Origin of the sequence: Clostridium sp. C2-6-12 (genome assembly GCF_009928485.1) — a bacterium.
Classification (GTDB): Bacteria; Bacillota; Clostridia; order Clostridiales; family Clostridiaceae; genus Clostridium.
The window spans coordinates 1-23,804 of the sequence record NZ_JAABNP010000006.1; the positions used below are offsets into that span (position 1 = coordinate 1).

Annotated in this window: 20 protein-coding genes and 1 riboswitch; of the genes, 17 read left to right on the forward strand and 3 right to left on the reverse strand. The window is 28.6% G+C overall.

All coding sequences use genetic code 11. The features are described 5' to 3' along the window. Nucleotides 1-152 precede the first annotated feature (152 nt). The 6 genes from rnr (at nucleotide 153) to GXK56_RS06625 (ending at nucleotide 9,648) form a co-directional block, all read left to right on the forward strand. The gene (gene rnr, locus GXK56_RS06600; RefSeq protein ID WP_160686446.1) at nucleotides 153-2,363 is read left to right on the forward strand and encodes a ribonuclease R; all 2,211 of its coding nucleotides are present in this window, start codon (nucleotides 153-155) and stop codon (nucleotides 2,361-2,363) included. A 162-nt stretch (nucleotides 2,364-2,525) separates the two neighbouring features. Continuing rightward, nucleotides 2,526-2,993: an SsrA-binding protein SmpB gene (smpB, locus tag GXK56_RS06605; RefSeq protein ID WP_160686448.1), complete on the forward strand. Its 468-nt coding sequence runs from the start codon at nucleotides 2,526-2,528 to the stop codon at nucleotides 2,991-2,993. Between the two features lie 300 nt (nucleotides 2,994-3,293). Further along, nucleotides 3,294-6,572 carry a 5'-nucleotidase C-terminal domain-containing protein gene (locus tag GXK56_RS06610; protein ID WP_160686450.1) on the forward strand — a complete coding sequence of 1,093 codons (3,279 nt, stop codon included), beginning with the start codon at nucleotides 3,294-3,296 and terminating at the stop codon, nucleotides 6,570-6,572. A gap of 349 nt (nucleotides 6,573-6,921) precedes the next feature. Beyond that, nucleotides 6,922-7,038, forward strand: a riboswitch (SAM riboswitch). A gap of 159 nt (nucleotides 7,039-7,197) precedes the next feature. Then, nucleotides 7,198-8,163 (forward strand): methionine ABC transporter ATP-binding protein, encoded by a 966-nt coding sequence (locus tag GXK56_RS06615; protein WP_160686452.1) that lies wholly within the window; start codon nucleotides 7,198-7,200, stop codon nucleotides 8,161-8,163. After that, nucleotides 8,163-8,801 (forward strand): methionine ABC transporter permease, encoded by a 639-nt coding sequence (locus GXK56_RS06620; RefSeq protein WP_160686454.1) that lies wholly within the window; start codon nucleotides 8,163-8,165, stop codon nucleotides 8,799-8,801. The genes GXK56_RS06615 and GXK56_RS06620 overlap by 1 nt, the downstream gene beginning before the upstream one ends. A gap of 16 nt (nucleotides 8,802-8,817) precedes the next feature. Beyond that, the gene (locus tag GXK56_RS06625; protein ID WP_160686456.1) at nucleotides 8,818-9,648 is read left to right on the forward strand and encodes a MetQ/NlpA family ABC transporter substrate-binding protein; all 831 of its coding nucleotides are present in this window, start codon (nucleotides 8,818-8,820) and stop codon (nucleotides 9,646-9,648) included. A 97-nt stretch (nucleotides 9,649-9,745) separates the two neighbouring features. Here the strand turns inward: GXK56_RS06625 and GXK56_RS06630 are convergent, their stop codons facing one another. After that, nucleotides 9,746-10,654 (reverse strand): aldo/keto reductase, encoded by a 909-nt coding sequence (locus GXK56_RS06630; RefSeq protein WP_160686458.1) that lies wholly within the window; start codon nucleotides 10,652-10,654, stop codon nucleotides 9,746-9,748. A 122-nt stretch (nucleotides 10,655-10,776) separates the two neighbouring features. Here GXK56_RS06630 and GXK56_RS06635 point away from each other — a divergent pair, with 122 nt between their 5' ends. The 6 genes from GXK56_RS06635 to GXK56_RS06660 all read left to right on the forward strand — a co-directional run bounded on the left by GXK56_RS06635 (nucleotide 10,777) and on the right by GXK56_RS06660 (nucleotide 16,446). Continuing rightward, nucleotides 10,777-11,124 (forward strand): helix-turn-helix domain-containing protein, encoded by a 348-nt coding sequence (locus tag GXK56_RS06635; RefSeq protein WP_243156032.1) that lies wholly within the window; start codon nucleotides 10,777-10,779, stop codon nucleotides 11,122-11,124. Between the two features lie 159 nt (nucleotides 11,125-11,283). After that, a complete protein-coding gene (locus GXK56_RS06640; protein WP_160686460.1) occupies nucleotides 11,284-12,246 on the forward strand; it encodes a DUF1232 domain-containing protein in 963 nt (320 codons plus the stop codon). 33 nt (nucleotides 12,247-12,279) lie between these two features. Next, nucleotides 12,280-13,227: a ribonuclease H family protein gene (locus GXK56_RS06645; RefSeq protein WP_160686462.1), complete on the forward strand. Its 948-nt coding sequence runs from the start codon at nucleotides 12,280-12,282 to the stop codon at nucleotides 13,225-13,227. 137 nt (nucleotides 13,228-13,364) lie between these two features. Continuing rightward, entirely contained in the window at nucleotides 13,365-13,538 is a 174-nt protein-coding gene (locus GXK56_RS06650; RefSeq protein WP_160686464.1) for a YtxH domain-containing protein, read from the forward strand. A gap of 321 nt (nucleotides 13,539-13,859) precedes the next feature. Then, nucleotides 13,860-15,167, forward strand: a complete 1,308-nt coding sequence (locus tag GXK56_RS06655) for a tetratricopeptide repeat protein (RefSeq protein ID WP_160686466.1) — start codon at nucleotides 13,860-13,862, stop codon at nucleotides 15,165-15,167. 13 nt (nucleotides 15,168-15,180) lie between these two features. Next, nucleotides 15,181-16,446: a tetratricopeptide repeat protein gene (locus GXK56_RS06660; protein WP_160686711.1), complete on the forward strand. Its 1,266-nt coding sequence runs from the start codon at nucleotides 15,181-15,183 to the stop codon at nucleotides 16,444-16,446. 92 nt (nucleotides 16,447-16,538) lie between these two features. On the opposite strand, the gene GXK56_RS06665 is transcribed toward GXK56_RS06660, so the two are convergent. Then, a complete protein-coding gene (locus tag GXK56_RS06665) occupies nucleotides 16,539-16,952 on the reverse strand; it encodes a CBS domain-containing protein (RefSeq protein ID WP_160686468.1) in 414 nt (137 codons plus the stop codon). Nucleotides 16,953-17,249: 297 nt separating this feature from the next. Between GXK56_RS06665 and clpB the strand changes: the two genes are divergently transcribed. The 5 genes from clpB to GXK56_RS06690 all read left to right on the forward strand — a co-directional run bounded on the left by clpB (nucleotide 17,250) and on the right by GXK56_RS06690 (nucleotide 22,416). After that, a complete protein-coding gene (gene clpB / locus GXK56_RS06670; RefSeq protein ID WP_160686713.1) occupies nucleotides 17,250-19,862 on the forward strand; it encodes an ATP-dependent chaperone ClpB in 2,613 nt (870 codons plus the stop codon). Nucleotides 19,863-20,071: 209 nt separating this feature from the next. After that, nucleotides 20,072-20,695 (forward strand): TetR/AcrR family transcriptional regulator, encoded by a 624-nt coding sequence (locus GXK56_RS06675; protein ID WP_160686471.1) that lies wholly within the window; start codon nucleotides 20,072-20,074, stop codon nucleotides 20,693-20,695. 39 nt (nucleotides 20,696-20,734) lie between these two features. Continuing rightward, entirely contained in the window at nucleotides 20,735-21,553 is an 819-nt protein-coding gene (locus tag GXK56_RS06680) for a nitroreductase family protein (RefSeq protein WP_160686473.1), read from the forward strand. 40 nt (nucleotides 21,554-21,593) lie between these two features. Beyond that, a complete protein-coding gene (locus GXK56_RS06685) occupies nucleotides 21,594-22,130 on the forward strand; it encodes a hypothetical protein (protein ID WP_160686475.1) in 537 nt (178 codons plus the stop codon). A gap of 34 nt (nucleotides 22,131-22,164) precedes the next feature. Next, nucleotides 22,165-22,416, forward strand: coding sequence for a kinase to dihydroxyacetone kinase (locus GXK56_RS06690; RefSeq protein ID WP_160686477.1), 252 nt, complete (start codon nucleotides 22,165-22,167; stop codon nucleotides 22,414-22,416). Between the two features lie 194 nt (nucleotides 22,417-22,610). Here GXK56_RS06690 and GXK56_RS06695 read toward each other — a convergent pair whose 3' ends face one another. Further along, nucleotides 22,611-23,762, reverse strand: a complete 1,152-nt coding sequence (locus tag GXK56_RS06695; protein WP_160686479.1) for an HlyD family efflux transporter periplasmic adaptor subunit — start codon at nucleotides 23,760-23,762, stop codon at nucleotides 22,611-22,613. Between the last annotated feature and the right edge of the window lie 42 nt (nucleotides 23,763-23,804).

The following is a 23,804-nucleotide window of genomic DNA, read 5'->3' on the forward strand; positions in this document are numbered from 1 at the left end:
AAATAATGGATAATAAATCGAGCGAAATTATTGCCAACTTTTACTTGACTCAAACATTAATAAGAGAAAAACTATATTGAACAGCATTAATGTGGTAGTATATAGATATATAGGAATATTTAATAGTATTTGCACAATGGAGGTAAAAATTTATGGGAATTAAGCAGACGTTAGTGAGCTTTATGAAAGAGCCAGGATATAGACCAATGGATATTGAAGAGTTAATTGCTGTATTTGATATAAAGAAAAATGAATATACTGCTTTTAAAAAGATTTTAAGAGTAATGGAAAGTGAAGGCTTTATTGCAAGAACAAAAAAGAATAAATATATGATAAATGGAGAAAATCATGAAGAAGAAGGGCTAATTGTAGGTAAACTTCAAGCCCATGCAAAAGGATTTGGATTTTTAATTCCTGATGAAGAAGGTCAAAAAGATGTTTTTCTTCCAAGTACAGCTATGAATGGAGCTATGAATGGAGATAAAATATCTGTAAGGGTAACAAGAGAAGATTCAAATACTAAAAAAAGAGAAGGCGAAGTAGTTGAGATATTAGAAAGAAATACAACCAAAATAGTAGGTGTATATGAAGATTGTAAGAATTTTGGGTTTGTAGCTTCTGAAGATACTAAAATATCTAAAGATGTATTTATTTCTAAAAAAGATAGAAATGGTGCTAATGATGGAGATGTTGTTCTTGTTAAAATAACAAAATGGCCGGATGAAAAGAGAAAAGCAGAAGGTGTAGTAACAGAAATTTTAGGAAGAAAAGGCGATAGAGGAATAGATATTTTAGTTATAATAAAGAAGCTTGGACTTCCAGAAGAATTTTCAGATAAAGTATTAAAGTATGCTGAAGGTATTTCGGAAGAAATAGAAGAAAAAGAATATAAAAGAAGAAGAGATTTAAGAGACTTAAAAATGGTTACAATAGATGGTGAAGATGCAAAAGACTTAGATGATGCTGTATCTATTGAAAGATTAAGTAATGGAAACTTTAAATTAGGAGTTCATATTGCAGATGTAACTCATTATGTAACAGAAGATAGCCCATTAGATAAAGAAGCATTAAAAAGAGCTACTTCAGTTTATTTAATAGACAGAGTTGTTCCAATGCTTCCTAGAAAATTATCAAATGGTATATGTTCTTTAAATCCTAAGGTTGATAGATTAACATTAACGTGTTTTATGGAAATAGATCATAAAGGAAAAGTAGTAAATCATGAAATATTAGAATCAGTTATTAGAACTAATGAAAGAATGACATATACTGATGTTACAAAGATATTAAAAGATCATGACGAAGAATTAATAAAGAAATATGACTATCTTTATGAAGATTTTAAAGCAATGGAAGAGCTTTGCCATATATTAAGAGCCAAGAGAACTAAAAGAGGTGCCATTGATTTTGAAATAGCAGAAGCAAAAATAACTTTAAATGAACTTGGAAGACCAATTGAAATTAAACCTTATGACCGTGAAATAGCTAATAGAGTAATTGAAGAATTTATGCTTGCTGCTAATGAAACAGTAGCAGAGCACATGTTTGGAACTCATTTACCTTTTGTATATAGAATACATGAGGCTCCAGATGAAGAAAAACTGGCTAAATTTAAAGAATTTATTTATAACTTAGGATATACAATACAATGGACAGAAGAAATAAAACCAAAGATTTTACAAGAAATTGTAGATAAAGTTAAAGGAAAAAATGAAGAAACAGTTGTAAATACTTTATTATTACGTTCTATGATGCAGGCGAGATATGCTCCAGATTGTAGCGGACACTTTGGACTTGCAGCAGAATTTTATTGTCACTTTACTTCTCCAATAAGAAGATATCCAGATTTACAAATCCATAGAATTATAAAAGAATATCTTAATGGTAAAATTGATGAAAAGAGAATAAATAAATTAAAAAATATAGTTGGATATTCTGCAAAACAATCATCAGAAATGGAAAGAAAAGCACAAGATGCAGAAAGAGAAGTAGACGATCTTAAAAAAGCTGAATATATGAAGGATAGAATTGGCGAAGAATTTGAAGGAATTATTTCTTCAGTTACGTCCTTTGGTGTATTTGTAGAATTACCAAATACAATAGAAGGATTAGTTCATATTACAGATCTAGATGATGATTATTATATATTTAATGAAGCACAGCTAAGTTTAATAGGTGAGAGAACTAAAAAAGTCTATAAACTTGGTGATAAAGTAAAAGTTGAATGTGTTAATGTAGATATGGCAAATAGAGAAATATTCTTCAGAATCACTGAAGAACCTAAAACAGAAGAATGCAAAGAAACTGAAATTACAGAAGATATAAATGTAGAAGTTAAAAATGAAACAGAAGAAATGGTGTAATTAAAGAAAATAATTTAGGTGGAGAAATACTCCGCCTAAATTTTATTGATTTAAAAACACAGGTATAATATAATTCAATTATACAAATTTAAAGAAATTCTGAAAGAATTTCATCATAAGCTGTTAACTTTCAACTGTTAACTGATTTAAGTGGGTGATAAAATGGCAAGAAAAAAGAATGAAAATTCATTAGCAGAAAATAGAAAAGCAAGACACGATTATTTTGTTGAAGAAGCAATGGAGGCTGGCTTAGTACTTGTAGGAACCGAAGTTAAGTCAATAAGAAAAGGCAGAGTTAATCTTAAAGATTGCTATGCAGATGTGTATAATGGTGAAATTTTTATAAAAAATATGCATATTTCTCCATATGAACAGGGAAATATATTTAATGTAGATCCTGTAAGAGAAAGAAAATTACTTCTTCATAAAGATCAAATAAGAAGACTAGATGCATTAGTAGCTCAAGATGGATATACTTTAGTTCCTCTTTCACTTTATTTAAAAGAAGGTAAAGTTAAAGTTGCTCTTGGAGTATGCAAAGGTAAGAAAAATTATGATAAGAGAGATTCCATGTTAGAGAAAGCTCACAAGAGAGATATGGATAGAGCAATAAAAGAGAGATATAGATAGAAATGAATTGATTATAACTGCTATTTAATGATTTTGCATAACATTAAATAGCAGTTTTTATTGTAAGAAATATTTTAAAGCGCTATTTGCTCATTAAATTAATATTTATTTAATAATATAAATATTGATTTAACTTATAATTATTAAAAATTAGATAAGTTTATGTTAATAAAGTTAAATTTTATACGTAATAGTATAAAATTTGAATAATAATATGGAATTTCCTTTCCTGTAAGTATATAATTATTATTGTAAACGTTGCATTTGATGCAACATTATATAGATTAAGGGGGAATTATTTTGAAGAAACTACTAAAATCAAAGCAGATTACAGCATTATTTACCAGTCTATTTCTTACAATAACTTTATTTGCAGCATTTCCAGTAATAGGGTATGCGGCAGATAATGAGAAAATCTTTGATATCATTGAGATAACAGATTTTCATGGAACGTTAAAAGATTCTTCTGGAAATCCAGTTGCAGGAGTTTTAGCTGATAGATTGGGGAATGTTAAAAAATCAAATGGAGATAGAACACTGATACTTGGAGGGGGAGATTTATATCAGGGATCTGCTATTTCGAATATTATGAAAGGGGTTCCAGTTCAAGAAGTTATGTCTGAAATAGGTATGGAAATAACAACTCTTGGAAATCATGAATTTGACTGGGGCTTGGATACAACTATAAATACTACGATGAAAGGTGCTTCATATTCAATAGTTTGTAGTAATCTTTATAATAAGCAAACTGGTAAGAGAGTATTTGAACCATATAAAATTGTATCTAAAGATGGAATAAAAATTGCTATTATAGGTGGAATAACACAAGAAACGGAGACTAGTGTTTCACCTAAATTTATTAAAGACTATGAATTTAGAAATCTTGGAAATGAAATTAACTCCATAGCAAGTCAAATCAAGCAAGAAAAATCAGCAGATGTAATAATAGCATTAGTACACGAAGGTGATAAAGGAGATAATGCTACAGGACCAGTATTTGATTTGGCCGATAAGCTTCAAAATGTAGATGCTGTATTTGGAGGACATAGTCATACTAAAACAGCAGCAGTTTCTAAAACTACTAATATCCCAGTTTATATTGGAGCTTCTAATGGTAAAGGATATATAGATGCCAAATTTAGAATAACTGCAGATAAAAAGGTTGTTTTTGATGCTCCAAATCTTGAAACAAGTTATGTAGCTTTGGATAATGACAAAGGGTACAAAGCAGCTAAATCAGCAACAGATAGGCATGTTGATAAAATTGTAAAGATGGCAGACAATGAAATAAGTCCAAAAACAAGCGAAATTATCGGATATAATACGCAAAAGGATTTAACAAGAAAATTAGATGCAGCACCATACGGTTCATCAGTTTTAGGAAATTGGGCAGCAGATGTTACAAGAAATGCAATTAAAGCAGATGTTGCTTTCCAAAACAATGGAGGACTTAGAATAGATATACCTCAAGGGAATATAACAGTAGGTACAATCTGGCAATTTATGCCTTTTGATAATACAATTTATAAGTTGAGTATGACAAAGTCTAAAATTAAGGATGTATTAGAACAAGCTGTTGCAGATAACAGCAAGGGATTACAAATATCAGGAATTAGATTTACTTATGACTCAAAGCTTCCATCAGGTCAAAGAGTAAAAGAGATTACAAAAGATGATGGAACAGCAATTAGCGATACACAAATTTTATCTGTAGCAGTACCAGATTTTGTTGCTCAAGGAGGAGATTCTTTCACAGCATTTACAAAAAGCGGTGGATTAGATACTACAAATGATACACATATTGTAGTTAGAGATGCACTTATAGATTGGTGTAAAGCTAACAAGGATAAAGATGATAGCATAAATAAAAAATATAGAAATACAATACCAAATGTAGATATTCCAAGAATGATTAATATATCAAGTTCAATAACTTTACTTGCAACAACAGATGTTCATGGTACAGTTTTAAATTATGATTATGCAACTGGAAAAGAACCAGCAAAAGCACAAGGATTAGCTAAAATCTCATCATATGCAAAAAGTATAAGACAAAATAATAGTAATGTTATGTTAATTGATAATGGAGATACTATTCAAGGAACACCACTATCATATTATTATGATATTTTAGATACAACTTCAGAATACCCTATGGCGAAAGTAATGGGAGCAATGAAATATAATTCATGGACACTTGGAAATCACGAATTTAATTATGGATTAGATGTATTAAATAGAGTGATTAAGGATTATAAATCAGAAGGAATATCAGTACTTGGAGCTAATATTTACAAAAAAGATGGAACTAATTTTGTAGCTCCTTATATTATAAAAAGCTTTTTTGTTAATGGAAAAGAAGTAAAAGTTGCAGTTGTAGGATTAGAAAATAAATGTGTACCTAGCTGGGAAGATAAGAAGCACTATGAGGGCTTAGAATTTAAAGATCTTGTAGATGAGGCAGATAAATGGGTAAAGGAAGTAAAGAGTAAAGGTGCTGACATAGTTATAGTTTCAGCACATAGCGGACAAGAAACAGCAGCCGATGTTTTACCAGAAAATGAAATTAATGCAATAGTAGCAAAAGTTAAAGGAATAGATGCAATTATTGCAGGTCATACTCATTTAAAGATAAATGATTTAAGCCAAAAGAATCCAGAAGGAAAAGTAGTTCCAATATTAGAATCAACAAAGGGGGCTACAGGTTTAGGCCAAATAGACATGAATTTTGATACTAATGGTAAGCTTTGTGGAATTTCAACAAAAAATGTTGTTGTTGATAATAGTATTGCAGATGATCAAGAAATTCTGGATTTAATTAAGCCTTATCAAGAAGCAACATTAAAGTATGTAGATACCAAAATAGGAGTTTCAACTGGAGAGTTTACAGGAAAAGGCCAAACCACTGAACCTACAGCAATTATGGAATTGATAAATAAGGTTCAAAAAGAAGGGGCAGCTACACAATTATCTATTGCAGCACCTTTAAGTTCTTCAGCATTTATACCTAAGGGTGATATAACTATAAAAGATATGATGGCTGTCTATGTATTTGAAAACTTCTTATATGGAGTAAAGATGAATGGAAGACAGTTAAAAGACTGGATGGAGTATTCAGTAAGATATTATGCTCAAACAACTGAGGAAAATAATAAGGTATCTAAGGATTCTGTATTAAATATTCCTGATTATAATTTAGATCAATTATATGGTGCAACATATGATATTGATTTAACTCAACCAGCATGTACTGTTGATAAAGAATCAGGAAGAGTTATATCTGGAAATAGAATAAAGAATTTAAAAATTAATGGAACTTTAGTAAAAGATTCAGATGAATTTACAGTAGCAATTAATAACTACAGATACAATGGTGGAGGCGGCTTTATGAAAGCGGCTGGATTAAGCAGTACAGATCCAAGTATTGTTACTTATGATTCTGCAAAAGCTCTAGGAGATGACGGTCAAGTAAGGAGTTTAATGACAAATTACATTAAAAAGCATGGAGAAATTTCACCTGAATGTTCAAAAAACTGGACTTTCATATTGGGTAAAGAAACTCAAAAGAAAGCAGCTTAATTAATAAGTTACTTAGATTTAAGAACTTATTGAAATGAAAAGTATATCTCTAGGTATTGCCTGGAGATATACTTTTTTATGTTATTTAAATAAACATATATTAAAATTTCTATATTAATTATTAAAAAATTATCAATAAATTTAATATTTTTTAATTAAAAATAAAAAAAGCTTGCAATAAAATAAAGAAATATATATAATAAAAACTAATCCGATTACAATACTAAGGATTGATGGCTTTCGAATTAAGTATTTTAGTTTGAAATTTTATCAATTATTTTTTTTAGAAGTTGACAAATAAAAAAAATGCTTATATAATCATGTCATAAACTAAATTAAATAGTTGAATATCTTATCAAGAGTGGTGGAGGGACTGGCCCTTTGAAACCCGGCAACCGAAATGTTGGTTAATTTATCAATATTTGTATGGTGCTAATTCCAGCAGCTTTTAGCTGATAGATGAGAGGATAAATTTTGCAAAGTGTTTTATGCGCTAGAGATTTATTCTCTGGCGCTTTTGTTTTGAGGTGTTTTTCAATCAAATAGCAAGCCAGCTATTTAATTGAAGTAGATATCTTAGTTATCCGGAGAACTAGACAGAACAAAATCAAGGGAGGAAAGTGTTTTGATAGAAATTAAAAATGTGGTTAAAAGTTTTGGGGAAACACAAGTAATAAAAGATGTATCAATAAGCATTAAACAAGGTGAAATTTATGGAATAATAGGGCATAGTGGAGCAGGAAAATCTACATTGCTTAGATGTATAAATGGTCTAGAAGACTATAATGGAGGATCTGTTAATGTAATGGGGAAAGAAGTTTCTTCATTAACAGGCACAAGCCTTAGAGAATTTAGAAAAGACTTAGGAATGATTTTTCAAAACTTTAATCTTATGCAAAGAAAAAATGTTTTTGATAATGTTGCACTTCCTCTTGAAGTATGGGGCTACAATAAGAGTGAAATAAAAGATAAGGTACTTAAATTACTTAAATTAGTTGGCTTAGAAGATAAAAGACTGAGCAAACCATCAGAACTTAGTGGTGGACAAAAACAAAGAGTAGCAATAGCAAGAGCATTGGCTTTAGATCCTAAGATATTACTTTGTGATGAAGCTACATCAGCATTAGATCCTAAAATTACAAAGGATATACTAGCATTACTTTCAAAGATAAATAAAGAATTAGGAATAACTATAGTAATGGTTACACACCAAATGGAAGTTATTAAAGAAGTTTGTGAAAGAGTTGCATTATTAGACGGGGGAGTTGTAAAAGCTGAAGGAAAAGCTGAAGATTTATTCTTAAAACCAGGAAAATCCTTAAAGAAATTCCTAGGAGAAGAGGATGATGAAATATTGCCAGATGAAGGTGTTAATATAAAATTATTCTTCCCAAGTGATTCTTCAGAAAATGCACTTATAACAAAAATGGCTAGAGAATTAGGAATAGATTTTTCAATAGTTTGGGGTAAGCTTGAAAAATTTAGAGATGAAGTATTAGGGGGCCTTGTAATAAATATAAGCGAAGAAGACAAGGATAAAGTTATAAAATACTTAGAAAACAAGGATGTTTTATTGGAGGTGATTGAATAATGAATGAAGTGATAGGGAAAGCTTTGATAGAGACATTAGAGATGGTTTTTGTATCAACTACATTTTCAGTTATTTTAGGATTTATACCTGCAATTATACTAACATTAACAGCTAATGATGGATTAAAACCTAATAAAATAATATATTCAATTTTAGATTTCATAATTAATACATTAAGGAGTTTTCCATTCATTATATTGATGGTAATAATAATACCATTAACTAGAGTGATTGTTGGTAAATCAATAGGAACAGAAGCAGCGATAGTTCCACTTACAATTGCAGCAGCACCTTTTGTTGCAAGGGTAATTGAATCAGCTTTAAGAGAAGTAGATAAAGGAGTAATAGAAGCAGCAAAATCCTTTGGTGCATCAAATACTCAAATTATATTTAAGGTCATGCTTAAAGAAGCAATTCCTTCAATAATGTCAGGAATAACTCTTACAATAATAAGTATTGTTGGATATTCTGCAATGGCAGGGGCTGTTGGAGGCGGAGGTCTTGGAGACGTAGCAATAAGATATGGGTATCAAAGATATCAAATAGATACAATGATTGTAACATGTATTATTTTAATTATAGTAGTTCAATTATTACAATTTTTAGGCAATTATTTTTATAATAAATTATCAAAATAAATAGGGGGAATAAAACATGAAGAAAAGATCAATATTATCAATAGTTTTAGCAGGAGTAGTAACATTAGGATTAGTTGGCTGTGGCGGGGCAAATACAGCAGGTACTAAAGATTCTAAAAATGATAAGGTAATAAAAATTGGCGTAACACCAAAACCACATAAAGAAATTGTTGATATAGCCAAGCCATTATTAGAAAAACAAGGATATACAGTAGAAATAACTGAATTTAATGATTATGTTCAACCTAATACTGCAGTATCAGAAGGATCATTAGATGCAAACTTCTTTCAACATACTCCATATTTAAATGAACAAAATCAATCAAAAGGATTTAAATTAGTTTCAGTTGGACCAATTCATTTAGAACCGATGGGATTATATTCTAAAAAGATTAAGAATGTAGATGAATTAAAAGATGGAGCTACAATTGCTGTTCCTAATGATCCATCAAATGAAGCTAGAGCATTAAAACTACTAGCTGGTAAAGGAATAATAAAAATAAAGGATGGAGAATTAGTTACTCCAAAGGATATAACTGAAAACAAAAAGAATCTAAAATTTAGCGAATTAGAAGCAGCAGCAATTCCAAGAGCAATGGATGATGTAGATGCAGCTGTAATAAATGGTAATTATGCAATCGAAGCTAAATTTAATCCAGCAAAAGATACTTTAATAGTAGAAGATAAAAATTCTGAAGCAGCTAAGCCTTATGCTAATATATTAGTTGTAAAAGAAGGCAATGAAAAACAAGACAAGATTCAAGCTTTATATAAAGCATTAACATCACCAGAAGTAAAAGCATTTATTGAAAAAGAATATAATGGAGCAGTAATTCCAGTATTCTAATATCAGTAATGAAAAATTAAATTAATAGTAAAATAATATTTTTAGCACAATATTTTATGAGAAGTAAAAATTTCATAAAATATTGTGCTATTTTATATTATATACTCCATATTTTGGATTGCATAATATTAGTTAAATGATTTACATTAGAAGTTGAAAGTAAAGCAACGCTTCCATTAAATTGATTTGTAATATAGTTGAGTACCCAAGAATTTGGATCTTCTTGCTCCTCAAGTAATTTTTTTAGTTTAGCCCTGTTAAACAAAGTGTCATATTCCGATTTTATAATTTCTTTTTGAATATATTGCCCATGTAATAGAGGAGAATAGGCTACGAGAGTTAAATCTTTATAATATTTAATATATTCTTCTAAATCTTTATTGACAGCAATCTGAGGTTGAAAATCTGCATCAATTGCTGGGCTAAGATAACTATATCTTTGCTGTATTGCACTAAAAAATTTATAATTGTTTTTAGTGCAAATATTTCGAGCATTCTCTATGCGCCATGTTGTAAAATTGCTGCAGCCAATTTCTTTTATTAATCCATCTTTAATAAGCTCATTTAAGGTTCCAAGTGTTTCATCTTGAGGAGTATTATAATCATCCACATGTAAATATAATAAATCAATATAATCTATCTTAAGATTATCAAGTGATCTTTTTACAGATTCTATAATAACAGGTCTACTCAAGCCTTGCATATTTGAAAAATCTCTTTTTTCAAGATCTTTTGGAAGTGCCCCAAGTTTTGTTGCAATAACAACATTATTTCTATAATTGTATTTTTCTATCCATTTTCCTATTGTCTTTTCACTTTCAGTTCCATCACCACCATTCCATACAGCATAATTATTTGAAGTATCAATAAAGTTTCCACCATTAGTTATATATTCATTCATAAGTTTAAAGGAATTTTCTTCATTTATAGTTGTACCAAAATTAATTGCTCCAAGTCCTAGAATAGATACATTTAATGACGAATTCCCAAGAGATATTTTTTTCATATGAATCACTCCTACAAAGTTAGTTTATCTTTTGAGGAAATTATAACTTAACTTTATCATCATTGAAATTAGGCACTATTTTGTGGTATAGTTACAAAAAAGTGCCTAAGGAGATGGCTGAAGTGGTAAATGAATGGGAAAAGGGCTGTCCTTTATTATTAACTCAAAGAATAATATTAGGAAAGTGGAAATTATCTATAATATGGTTTTTGGCAAAATATAGAGTCATGAGATATTCTGAGCTCAAGCGAGCTTTTGATGATTCTACTCTTACTCAAAAAATGTTAACTCAGCACTTAAGGGAACTTGAGGAAGATAATCTGGTCTGTAGAATATCATATAATGAAGTTCCACCAAGAGTGGAATATAGTTTAACTGAAATTGGTCTTAAATTTATTCCAGTTGTTGATATGATGGAAAAATGGGGAAAAGAATATATGGAGGAATTCGTGGATAGTACTTTAGGTTAGTAAAGTAATAGGTATTTGTTTTTATCCATGTACATCTTTAAGAATATATATAAATAATGTATACTTTTAGGTATAATTAGAAAAATAATGTTTTAAATTGTAAAACGCATTAAGGGGAAATAAACTCAAAGTGAAGAGTTTTTTAAAGGGGAATGAGTCATGAACATATCAGAAGTTAAGGTTAAATTAACCGGAAATGATATATTAAGTATTATAAATGAATTTGTAAAAATTCAAGGATTAAATTTAAAAAGTGTAACCATTGAAGATGGAATAATTTTAGAGGGAACTTTTAAAAAAGGAATAAAAATAGACTTTTTAATGAAGGTAGAAATAGTTGAGTGTTTTAATAATAAAATTGTTGCAAGAATAGTTAAAGTTAAAATTTTAAATCTTGGGCTTTTTAGAATTATAAGGAGCTTTGCATTGAAGCAGTTAGCAAAAGCTTTTAAATCATATGGAATAGAAAGTGAGAAAGATAAGGTAATAATTGATATAAATATGATTCTTAAAGATGTACCTTTTGTGGATTTAACTATTAATGAAATTTTTATGAAAAGATCAGAATTGTGGGTTGAAGCCTCAAATATTAATATTTCAATAGCAGGGGAATTAATAAAAAAGGTTGAAGCCGAAGAAGTAAAAGTAGAAGAGGTAGATGTTACAGCTGCACTAGAAATTACAAACAAAACAGAGGATAAATATTCAAAAGGAAGAGAAATTTTAAGTAATAAATTTCCAGAAGAAGCTAGACAATATAAGGATTATATATTTATATTAACAGATATAGTTTCTTTGATTTATAGATTGCTTAAGGATACCAGAGTTCCCTTGAAAACTAAGCTGATAATGTCAGCAGCAATTGCATATATAACAGTACCTACAGATTTAATACCTAGTAAAATACCATTTGTAGGGGCAATTGATGATATTGGAGTAGGGCTTTTTGCCTTGAATAAAGTTTTAAAAGATGTTCCCTTGTCTATAATAATAGAAAATTGGGAAGGTAATAATGAATTACTTATAGTATTAAAGAATGGAATTGAATATTTAACTGATTTTACTGGAGCAAGGAATGTACAGAAATTATATGATGTTGTAGAAGAATTATCTACATTATAAATAATAAAGAGTTTAGAAGGGATAATTAAAAATATGGCAAAGAAAGTTTATGCAATACAATATGGATTTGATGCTAAAAATAATAAAAAAATTGAAAATGTTATAGTTAAAACTTGGGACGAGTGTTTAAAATTCGTTAAAGGTGTAAAAGGTGCTAAGTATAAAAGTTTTGAGAGTATGGAAGAAGCTAATGCTTATTTAGGCGAAGGAAATAGGATGTTAAAAAAAAGTGATGAAAATTATCCCAAAGATTGTCTTCATGCTTATGTTGATGGAAGCTATAATTCATCTGACGGAAGATATTCTTATGGCGTAGTTTGTGTCAAAAATAATATTGTTGAATACATAGAAAGCAATGCTGAAAAAGATACATCTGAAAAGAACATACGACAAATAGCAGGAGAGCTTAAGGGAGCCGTTAAAGCTGTTGAATATGCTTTGAAAAAAAAAGAAACTAAAATAGTTTTATTTCATGACTATGAAGGTATAGCTCATCATGCAACTGGTGCTTGGGATAGAAAAGAGGAATCTTCTATGTCATATTATCACAGGATGCAAGAACTAATGAATTCTGGAATTGAAGTCATATTTGTTAAAGTAGACAGCCATACTGGGGATTTATTTAATGAGCTGGTTGATGAAAAGTGCAAGGAATGCTTAGGGATCAATTCAGATAAAGTTGTTGACAAATGGCTTAGTAAAGACATAATAGAAGTATCAGATGAAAAGGTGAAAGCAGAAATTTTAAGTTTAGCTCCTAATAAATCAAACAACATAATTTTATTTGGGGATAGTAAGAGCGAATTTATAGAAATAAAATCATTAAAAGAAGAACAAGAAAATTCCGATAACAGTGATAGGTTTAAGGAAATTGTAAATTTATATAAAAATAATTCTAAAGAAGCTAAAAAGAGAATTTCTAAATTATTGAGTAAAGAAAAAGAATGGTTTATTTTATACTTGCTGGATAATATTAAATAAATTTTTTTGAGTATTTTAATTTAAAGTATAATTTTCAAATAAATTATATAAATAAGGGAAAAATTAACAGGGATAACTTTTTGAATAATACATAATATACTTTTAGAAAATAAATTATTATTAAAGAGGTGTTAATTATGCAAGGTTTTTCAAAAGGAATGGTAGCTGGAATTTTAGTTGGAGTGGCTGTTGAAATGGCTATGATGCCACACTACGATAGAAGAACTCAAAGAACAATGAGAAGAGCTGGCAAAAGAATGAAGAATATGGCTGAATCTACATATAACGGAATCCAAGATTGGATGAGTTAAATGTTAATATTGTAGTGAATTTTTGATTAATTTATTAAATTTGATTTACAAAAGGCATACAAATTAATTGGAAAAAATTTCACATGAGTTGTGAATTATTCCAATTAAGACTTGTATGTCTTTTAATTTATTTATAAATTATTATAAAAAAATATTTTCTGCCTATAAATTTTAGTATAAAAATGGATAAAAAAATTAAATTATATAAATTTTGGACAACATTTATATTTTTATGCAGTTTTTTATTAATTTATGTTATAATTAAGGAAAATTATATTAAAATTAATTAAATAATTTGTTGAATAGAGAAGGATTAAAGAGATGGAAATTCTATCATTGGGAGAGAAAATTAAAAGAAGAAGAAAACAACTGAATATGACATTAAAAGATTTGGCGAAAGATAGGATAACACCAGGGCAAATAAGTTTAGTTGAATCAGGTCGATCTAACCCTTCAGTTGACTTGTTAGAATATTTAGCTGATACATTAAACACATCAGTAGAATACTTGATGGAATCCGAAGAAAGCCAAGCTGAAAAGATTAGTCTTTATTATGAACAAGTGGGAGAATCCTGTATTTTACAAGGTGATTTTGAAAAAGGGCAAAGATATATAGACAATGCCTTATATTATTGCGAAAAATATAATTTGGAATATAGGAAGGCAATGATATATTTTATAACTGCAAAATCTTATATGTATAAAAAAGATTTTCCTATGGCCCAAAAGTTTTTTTTATCAGCAAATGTAATATTTATTAAGAATAATAATTATGAGCAAATAATAAAAACTTTTTTAAATTTAGCCAATATAGCTTTAGAATTGAGAGCATATCATTCAGCTAGTAGTTATTTAAAACAAGCTGAGAAAGTATACTCAGATAATAAAGTGGTAGATGATTTTCTGATGGGTGAAATACACTACAATATGGCAAGAACATATTTTGATGTAGAAGAATTAGATTCAGCATTAGAATATGCATATTTAGCTAAGAAAAGATTTGAACAGATATATAATGATGAAGATTATGCAAAGAACTTATTTTGTTTAGCAGAAGATTTCAATAAAAAAGGCGATTTATCAAATGCTATAAAATATTCTAAAAAGACATTGGAAGTGTATAAAAAAATACAATATAACAAAAGTATAGTAAGTATAGAACATAATTTAGGAAGGCTATTTTACGAATTAGGTGATTTAGAGGAATCGTTTAAGCATTATGAAGTCTCTAGAAATGTAAGTGTTCAAAATCGTGTTAGTAATGTGAATGATATTTTAATTGATATTTGTAAAAATTATTTAAAATTAAAAAATACTGAACAATGTGTAAAAATACTAAAGAATATAGAAACCACAATTGAGGAAGATGATGTTGATAGAAAAATTGAATGTAAATTAATTAAACATACTATTTTTAGTATTGATGAAAAAGCCGAACAAGCTGAAAGTATATTGATTGATACATATTTATTAGCAAAGAACAATGGAAGATTAGCTAAGGCTGGAGAGCTAGCTATGAGAGTAGGAAAATATTTCTTGGATAAAAAGGAAGAGGAAGAAGCTTCATATTACTTAAACCAAGGAATAAGATTATTTGATGAGGCAGCAAAATTAAAAATTAAAGAGTAAATGGGTGATAGAGTTGGAAATACTGTCTACTGGTGAAAAAATAAAAAGAGCTAGAATATTTAAGGGAATTACTTTAAAAGACCTTTGTGGAACTAGAATTTCAATTGCTAAAATGAGTTGTATAGAAAATGGAAAAATTAAAGCTGACAAAGAATTACTTAAATACATAGCTGAAAAAATAGAAATTGATTTGGATTATTTAGTTGAAGATGTTTATGAGCAGATATTAAATAATTTAAATTTTATTAAAAAGAATATTTCATGGGATAAAGATTCTGAAAATAAGTTGAAGGACAATTTGAGTTATGCGCTTAAATACAAATATTATGATTTAGCATTTGAATTAATACATATACTATTTTCTTACTATGTAGAAGAAAATAAAGTGGAAAATATCCAATTAATAGTTTCACAATACTATGATTTATATCAGCGAAATAATACAGAGAAAAATACAGTTATATATTTTAAAGATATGGCAAGATATCTTTCTCAAAATGAAGAATATATAGAAGCAATTTCTTACTATAGTAAACTTAGAGAAATGTTTCATCAAAATAAAGACGGATTTGATAGTGCTGAATATTGTTTGATTGGCTATAATGAAGCTTTATGCTATCAAAATTTAAACAAGTCAGAAGAAGCGTATACTATATTATCAGAAATAATAGAATATGTTAATTCATTAAAAACTGATGAAGGCAAAGGGAAGATATATCATATTTATGCTACAGTATGTATTAAATTAAAGAAAGAGAACGTAGAAGAGTATATAAATAAAGCATACGAATATCAAAAATATAATCCTATATCATTAGCATTATCTCACGGAAATTACGGAAAATATTACTTTGAAGTAGGGGAAAGAGATAAAGCAATTTCAGAGTTAGAAAATGGAATAAAGATATTCCCAAGTGATAACGTGGAAAAGAATGTAGAATTCTTAAATTATTGCACAAACATATTAATTGAAAATTTAGAGTATAATACAGCGTATAAGATTACAGAAGAAGCTTTAAATATGGCAATTATTACTGACAATATTAAATTAATTGAAAAGTCATATTATTTTAAAGGGTTAATACTTCAAAAGATGGATAAATATAATGAAGCAGAAAAATATATGAATTTATCATTAGATTCCTTATTTAAATTTGGAACAAGAGAAGAAAGAAAAAACAGATATATAGATATGGGACATCTTTATTATCAGCTTGGTTCCACTGCTGATGCTTTAAAATACTTTAATTTGGCTTTAGCTGTAGATAAAAAGATTTAATAATATCAAATAAAAACAAGAATTCTAATTTAAGTTTTAAACTAGAATTCTTGTTTTTTTATATGTTATAAGTAAAAAGTGTCAGTTAAATGTTATTCCTCAGTAGATAAATTATCATCATAAGTTTGAGGATTTATATTAAGAAAATAGTCCAATAAATCTTCAATACTAATGATTCCTACAATCTTTTCATTTTCAACTACAGGCATAGATATAATATCATTTTTTCTTAAACGTCTAGCAACAGTATAGAAGTCTTCATTAGATTGAGCTACTATTACAGACTTAGACATAACCCACTCAACCGGACAGCTAACATAATGACCAGGATGTACCATAAATCTATAAATATCAGCCTTTACTACCATTCCTACTAAATTGTTATTATCATCTACTACAGGCATACCATTTATGCCGGATTCATTCATGAAATCTAAAGCTTTATCAATAGAATCATTTGCGTGAATAGTGTGAAAATCTTGCTTAAGAATAGAATTAATTTTCATAATATCACCTCTTTTAAAAAATAATATTCTAATTGTACATGAATTACAAATTAGGATAAATATATAGTTCTACATATTATTATTTTACTACAAAATAACTAAATTTTAAATAAGAGTTTAAGCAATAAAAAAATTATTTAAAAACAAAAATACACTTTGACTTTCTTTGACCTATGTATTATTATATATTTAAGAAGGAAGTGTTTAGTTATATGTTAACAATTATGAGTTTAGCAGGAAATCTCTTTATGAGAATTCTGTAATTATATAAAATTAATTATACTAGGAGGAATAATGATGAATATTGATAAGATGACTTTAAGAGTACAACAAGCTTTAAATGACGCTAATGTAACAGCTGTAAAATTTAATCACCAACAAATAGATTTAATTCACCTTTTTTCTGCACTTGTAGAACAAGAGGATGGATTAGTTCCAAACATTTTCACTAAGATGGGAGTGCCTGTAAAGAATTTAAAGGATTCTATCAATAGGGAGTTAGATTTAATGCCTAAAGTTTTAGGTGATAGTGTTCAAAATGTATATATTACCAGAAAGGTAGAAGAAGTTCTAATTAAAGCTGAAGAAATTTCTAAGAAGTTTGAAGATTCTTATGTCAGTGTTGAACATTTAATGCTTGCTATTATGGAGATAGATAAGAATAGTACTGTTTCTAAAATATTAAAACAATACAATGTAAATAAAGATAACTTTTTAAAAATTCTTTCTGAGGTAAGAGGAAGTCAAAGAGTAGAAACGCAAGATCCAGAAGGGACTTATGATGCTTTGGCTAAGTATGGAACCAATTTAGTTGAACTTGCTAAAAAGCATAAGCTTGACCCTGTTATTGGAAGAGATGAAGAAATAAGAAGAACTATCAGAATTTTATCAAGAAGAACCAAGAATAATCCTGTATTAATAGGTGAACCTGGTGTTGGTAAAACAGCAATTATTGAAGGTTTAGCTGAAAGGATAGTAAGAGGAGATGTTCCAGAAGGGTTAAAGGACAAAATAATATTTTCCTTAGATATGGGTGCATTGATTGCTGGTGCTAAGTATAGAGGTGAATTTGAAGAAAGATTAAAGGCTGTTTTAAAAGAAGTTCAAAGCAGTGAAGGAAGAATATTATTATTTATAGATGAAATTCATACTATAGTTGGAGCAGGTAAAACTGATGGAGCTATGGATGCTGGTAATTTAATAAAACCGCTACTAGCTAGAGGAGAACTTCATTGTATTGGTGCTACAACTTTTGATGAATATAGAAAATATATTGAAAAGGATAAAGCGCTTGAAAGAAGATTCCAACCAGTAATAATTGAAGAACCAACAGTAGAAGATACAATAGCAATACTTAGAGGATTAAAAGAAAGATTTGAAATACACCATGGAATTAGAATTCATGATTCAGCTATAGTAGCTGCTGCTAGGCTTTCTGACAGATATATTCAAGATAGATTTCTGCCAGATAAAGCAATTGACCTGATTGACGAAGCTGGTGCTATGATCAGATCAGAAATAGATTCTCTTCCAACAGAACTTGATGTTATAAGACGAAAGATATTCAAGTTAGAAATTGAAAAGGAAGCTTTATCGAAGGAAAAGGATGAAGGTTCAAAGAGCAGATTAGAGGATATTGAAAAGGAACTCTCAGAATTTAAAGAAAAAAATGATGAAATGACTGCAAAATATACAAGGGAAAAAGATCAAATTACAGCAATTAAAACTTTAAAGAGTGAGTTGGATAATGCTAGAGGCGAAATTGAAATTGCTCAAAGAAATTTTGACTATAATAAAGTAGCTGAAATTCAATATAGTAAGATTCCAGCATTAGAGCAAGAAATTAAGCAAAAAGAAATTGAATTAAAGGAAAACTATGAAGGTGCTTTATTAAAAGAAGAAGTTACTGAAGGGGAAGTATCCCAAGTGCTTTCTAAATGGACTGGAATTCCTGTGACTAATTTACTTGAAGGTGAAAGAGAAAAACTTTTAAGATTAGAAAGTGAAATGGCTAAGAGAGTTATAGGACAGGATGAAGCAATTGAATCTGTTACTAATGCAATACTTAGAGCAAGAGCTGGACTTAAAGATATTAACAGGCCAATAGGTTCATTTATATTCCTAGGACCTACTGGGGTTGGTAAAACAGAACTTGCAAAAACTCTAGCTAGAAATCTATTTGATTCAGAAGAAAATATAATTCGTATAGATATGTCTGAATATATGGAAAAGCATTCGGTATCTAGATTAGTTGGAGCGCCTCCAGGATATGTAGGTTATGATGAAGGTGGTCAATTAACAGAAGCAGTAAGAAGAAATCCTTATAGCGTAATTTTATTTGATGAAATTGAAAAGGCTCATGAAGATGTATTTAATATATTCCTTCAAATTCTTGATGATGGTAGATTGACAGATAATAAAGGCAAGACAGTAGATTTTAAAAATACCATAATAATTATGACTTCGAATATTGGAAGTGAATATCTATTAGAAAACCAAAATGAAGAACATGTTGAAGATGACATTAAGAATAGAGTGATGAGTGTATTAAAATCAAGATTTAAACCAGAATTCTTGAACAGAGTAGATGATATAATAATGTTCAAACCATTATCTGAAGCTGGAATTAAGAAAATAATTGATATATTCTTAGGTGATGTAGGAAAGAGATTAAAAGACAAGAATATAGAGATAGAAGTTACTGATGAAGCTAAAACAATAATGGCAAAAGAAGGTTATGATGTTGTATATGGAGCAAGACCACTTAAGAGATATATACAAAACACATTAGAAAACAGGCTTGCAAGAATGATAATAAGAGGAGATTTAATCTATGGTTCAAAGGTTAGAATTTATGGAAATGAGGAAGAGATTATAATAGAACCTGTCTTATTACCAGAAAAGCAATAGTTTGATTATGCCAGAAAAAAGTACAGTTTTGAAATCTCGGTTCAAATAAATAATTAATATACAAACAATACAGGCAGTCCCAATTGGGCTGCCTTGTTTTCGGTGATATTAAAAATTTAACTGTTGTTATAGTGCTCTTTACAAATAATATATTTTGTAATAATATAAAAATGAATTTAATATTCAATTTTGAGGTGATTAAAAGTAAGATGGTTCAAGTAAAAAAAGATGAAGTCAGGCAAGCAATTGAAAAATCAGCTATAGAAACATTTTTAGAAAAAGGATATAGGAATACAAAAATTAAAGATATTGCTGAAAAAGCAAATATATCTGTTGGTAGTATTTATATTTATTTTAAAAACAAAGAAGATTTATTTTATACACTTTTACCACAATATTTTGTAGATGCTTTTAAAAATTATAATTATAATGTATTTCCAACCCTAACAAGAGCTTTTTTTAATAAAGAACAAAATTTAGAAGATTATCTTCCAAATCACAGAAATATAGATCGTTTAATAGTAAATCGTAAGAGATTATTAATTTTATTGAAATGCAGCCAAGGTACAAAATATGAAAATTTGAAGGATGAACTATTGGAGAATATAGTACAGAGTGAGAAGGATTGCCTTGAGGAATATGGTTTAGGAGATAATTGTAGAACAACTCAAAATTATAAGGTAGTAAAAATGGTATTTAATAATATGTTTAATATGCTTTTAGATTCTCTAGAAGGTGAGATGACTCCAGAGGAACGAAGAAATGTGGTAAGATTTGCATTTAAATATAATTTGGATGGATTTAAAAGATTGCTTATAGAATACACTAAATAAAATAGAAAATCTAATGATAATAGATGGAGTAAATATATTATGATGATTGTAAATAAAGAAAAATGTGTAGGATGTGGACTTTGTGTTAAGGATTGTTTTCCTGGCATAATTAGAGTAATTGATAATAAAGCAAAGATAAGAAATTTAGCATGTATAAAATGTGGACACTGTATTGCTGTTTGCCCTAAAGGGGCTATCTCTACAGATGAATATAATATGGAAGATGTTAAAGCTTATAAGGAAGTAGAATTTAATATTGAAGCAGATACATTACTTAATTTTATAAAGTTTAGAAGATCAACAAGGCAATTTAAAAATAAAGATGTGGAAACAGAAAAGATACTTAAAATTATTGAAGCTGGAAGATTTACACAAACTGCAACTAATAGTCAAAATGTTTCATATATAGTTGTAAAAGATAATATGGAAAAACTAAAAGAAATGATTTATGAAAGTCTTAAAAATAAAGGTGAAGAAATACTTGGAAATTTGAATCCACAGACAATGCCTTATAAAGGATATGCTCAATTATGGCTTAAGATGTATAAGCAATATAAAGAAAATTCTAAAAATGATAAATTGTTTTTTAATGCTCCTGCTTTAATACTTGTTGTATCTGATTCACCAATAAATGCTTCTTTAGCATCATCAAATATGGAGCTTATGATTAATACTTTAGGTCTTGGAACATTTTTTAGTGGATTTTTTGTCATTGCAGCAAAAGAAAATGAGGAAATTAGAAATTTCCTTGGGATACATGAAAAGAACGAAATTGTTACTTGTATGATTATTGGATATCCTAATGTAAAATATTATAGAACTGTTCCAAGGAAAGATCCATTAATATCATGGAAATAAAATATGATTTATTATGCAAATTGTTGAGGTGGGAAATTAAATGGTAGATTTATTTAAAGCATTTACTACAAAGGAAGATTTTTTTTATGAAGGTGCATTTATTGCGAAAGTAAAATATGAACGCTTCAAAACAAAACTATGTAGCGAAACATTTAAGCATGAAATAGTAAAAAGCAGTAGAAAGTTATGTGTAATTAATTGTAGTGGATATGTTAATGGTGAACCTATAGAAACTTTAACGGTGTATTTAATGATGAATGTATCAGTTAAAGAACCTGTTAAACCAGAAATTGTTGAAGATACTGGTGATTTATGGCGTGAGTTTTCAAAAGAGGAAATTGCAGATTTTAGCTATCTAACAGGAGACACAAATTCTATCCATCTTACAGAAAATCCAGTTGTACAAGGATTGTTTATATTAAAAGAACTTTGCAATACAACTCAAGCAAAAGAAATAGAAGTAAAATATATTCATCCTGTTTATGGATGTAACCCAGTTTATATAAAACATGAAGGAAATATTATTAAAGGATTTAGTAATAAAATATTATGTTTCCAAGCAAATTATATAATTTAAAGACAAATGATAATTTAGAAAGGAAGAAAAGATTATGTTGGAATATAGATATGATACACAATTACTAATTGAAGGAAAGAATCTTGATGAAGATAAAATTAATGAATATTTTATAAAGAATTTTAAAGGTGATTGCTTACTTGCGGTTGGAGATGAGGAGTTAATTAAGATTCATTACCATACTAATGAGCCATGGAAGGTATTGGAGTATTGTGCTTCATTAGGAGAAATATATGATATTGTAGTTGAAGATATGGAACGTCAAGCAAAGGGACTTAAAGGTTGACTTTAACGGAATATTAATATTTCTTCAATTTTTATATTGGGATTTAACAACTATATTTTTGGATACTGATATTTAAAGTGTAAAATGAAAAAATAGTGGAACTCTTGGAAAGGAGTTCCGCTATTTTATATTATTTATTAACGCTGCTAATTAATATAGCCTAAATTTAAATATCTATAATTGTAATATATGGGTTATTTAATTGGAATTTCAACATTAGCAGTCATACCAGATTTTAAAGTTCCATCCTGAGAATCTATAGCAACTTTAATTTTAGTAGCAATATGTTTACTGTCAGCAGTTGATTGCTTATCTTTTGGAGTATATTCGTGTTTTAGTGCAATATAGTTAACTGAACCAGTTTGAGTTTTCTTATTTGAGGCTATTACATTTAATGATTGATTGTAAGTTATTTTATCCAAGTATTCATCTGGAATATAGCATAAAACATAGATATCATTTGAGACAGCTATATCAACAATATCGCTTCCGATATTAACCACATCTCCTAAGTTAAAATTTTTACTTATTATTACGCCATCACTTGAGGCTGTAATATTATAATTACTTAGAGTATTTTGAGCTTGATTTAGTTGAGCAGTGGCTTGGTCTAAATCTCCTTGAGCAGCATCAATTGCTTGTTTAGTAGAACCGTTTTTTATTAAATTTAACTGAGCATTTGCAGCATTATAGTTTGCTCTGGCAGCATCAATTGCCTGAGAAGTAGAACCTTCTTGTAATAGCTGAAGTTGCTGTTTAGCAGTTTCAAGCTTAGACTTTGCAGAAGAAAGTTGGGCAGAGGCTGTATCAAGTTTTACTTTTGCATCATCCAAGGAACTTTTTGATACTGCGTCACTTTCATAAAGCTGAGTTGTATTATTATATTGAGTATTTACATTATCATATGTTGATTGAGCAGAGTTTACAGAATCCTGAGCCATTGATACATCATTTTTTGCTATTTCAATCTGCTCGGTTCTATTTCCAGCTAATAATTGGTCGAGTTGAGCCTTGCTTGCACGCGCTTGAGCTTCAGCTTGTTCTATTTGTTCTGGACGGCTTCCTGATTGTAATTCATCAAGTTTTGCTTTTTTAATATTTACTGTAGCCTGCATTTGATCAACAATATATTTTTGGTTTACATTATCTATAACTGCAATAATATCACCCTTCTTCACTACTTCACCTTGATTTTTTTTCATTTCAACAATTTTGCCGGAAACAGTAGAAGTTGAAGTTACAATATTGTTTTGAATATCTCCTTTTAAAGTTAAGACCTTTCCATTTGAGGAACAGCCGGTAAATAGGAATAAAGTAATAAGAATGTATGTAATTAATCTTTTCATATAATCACTCCTTAAATATTCACTATTAATCATTTATTTTTC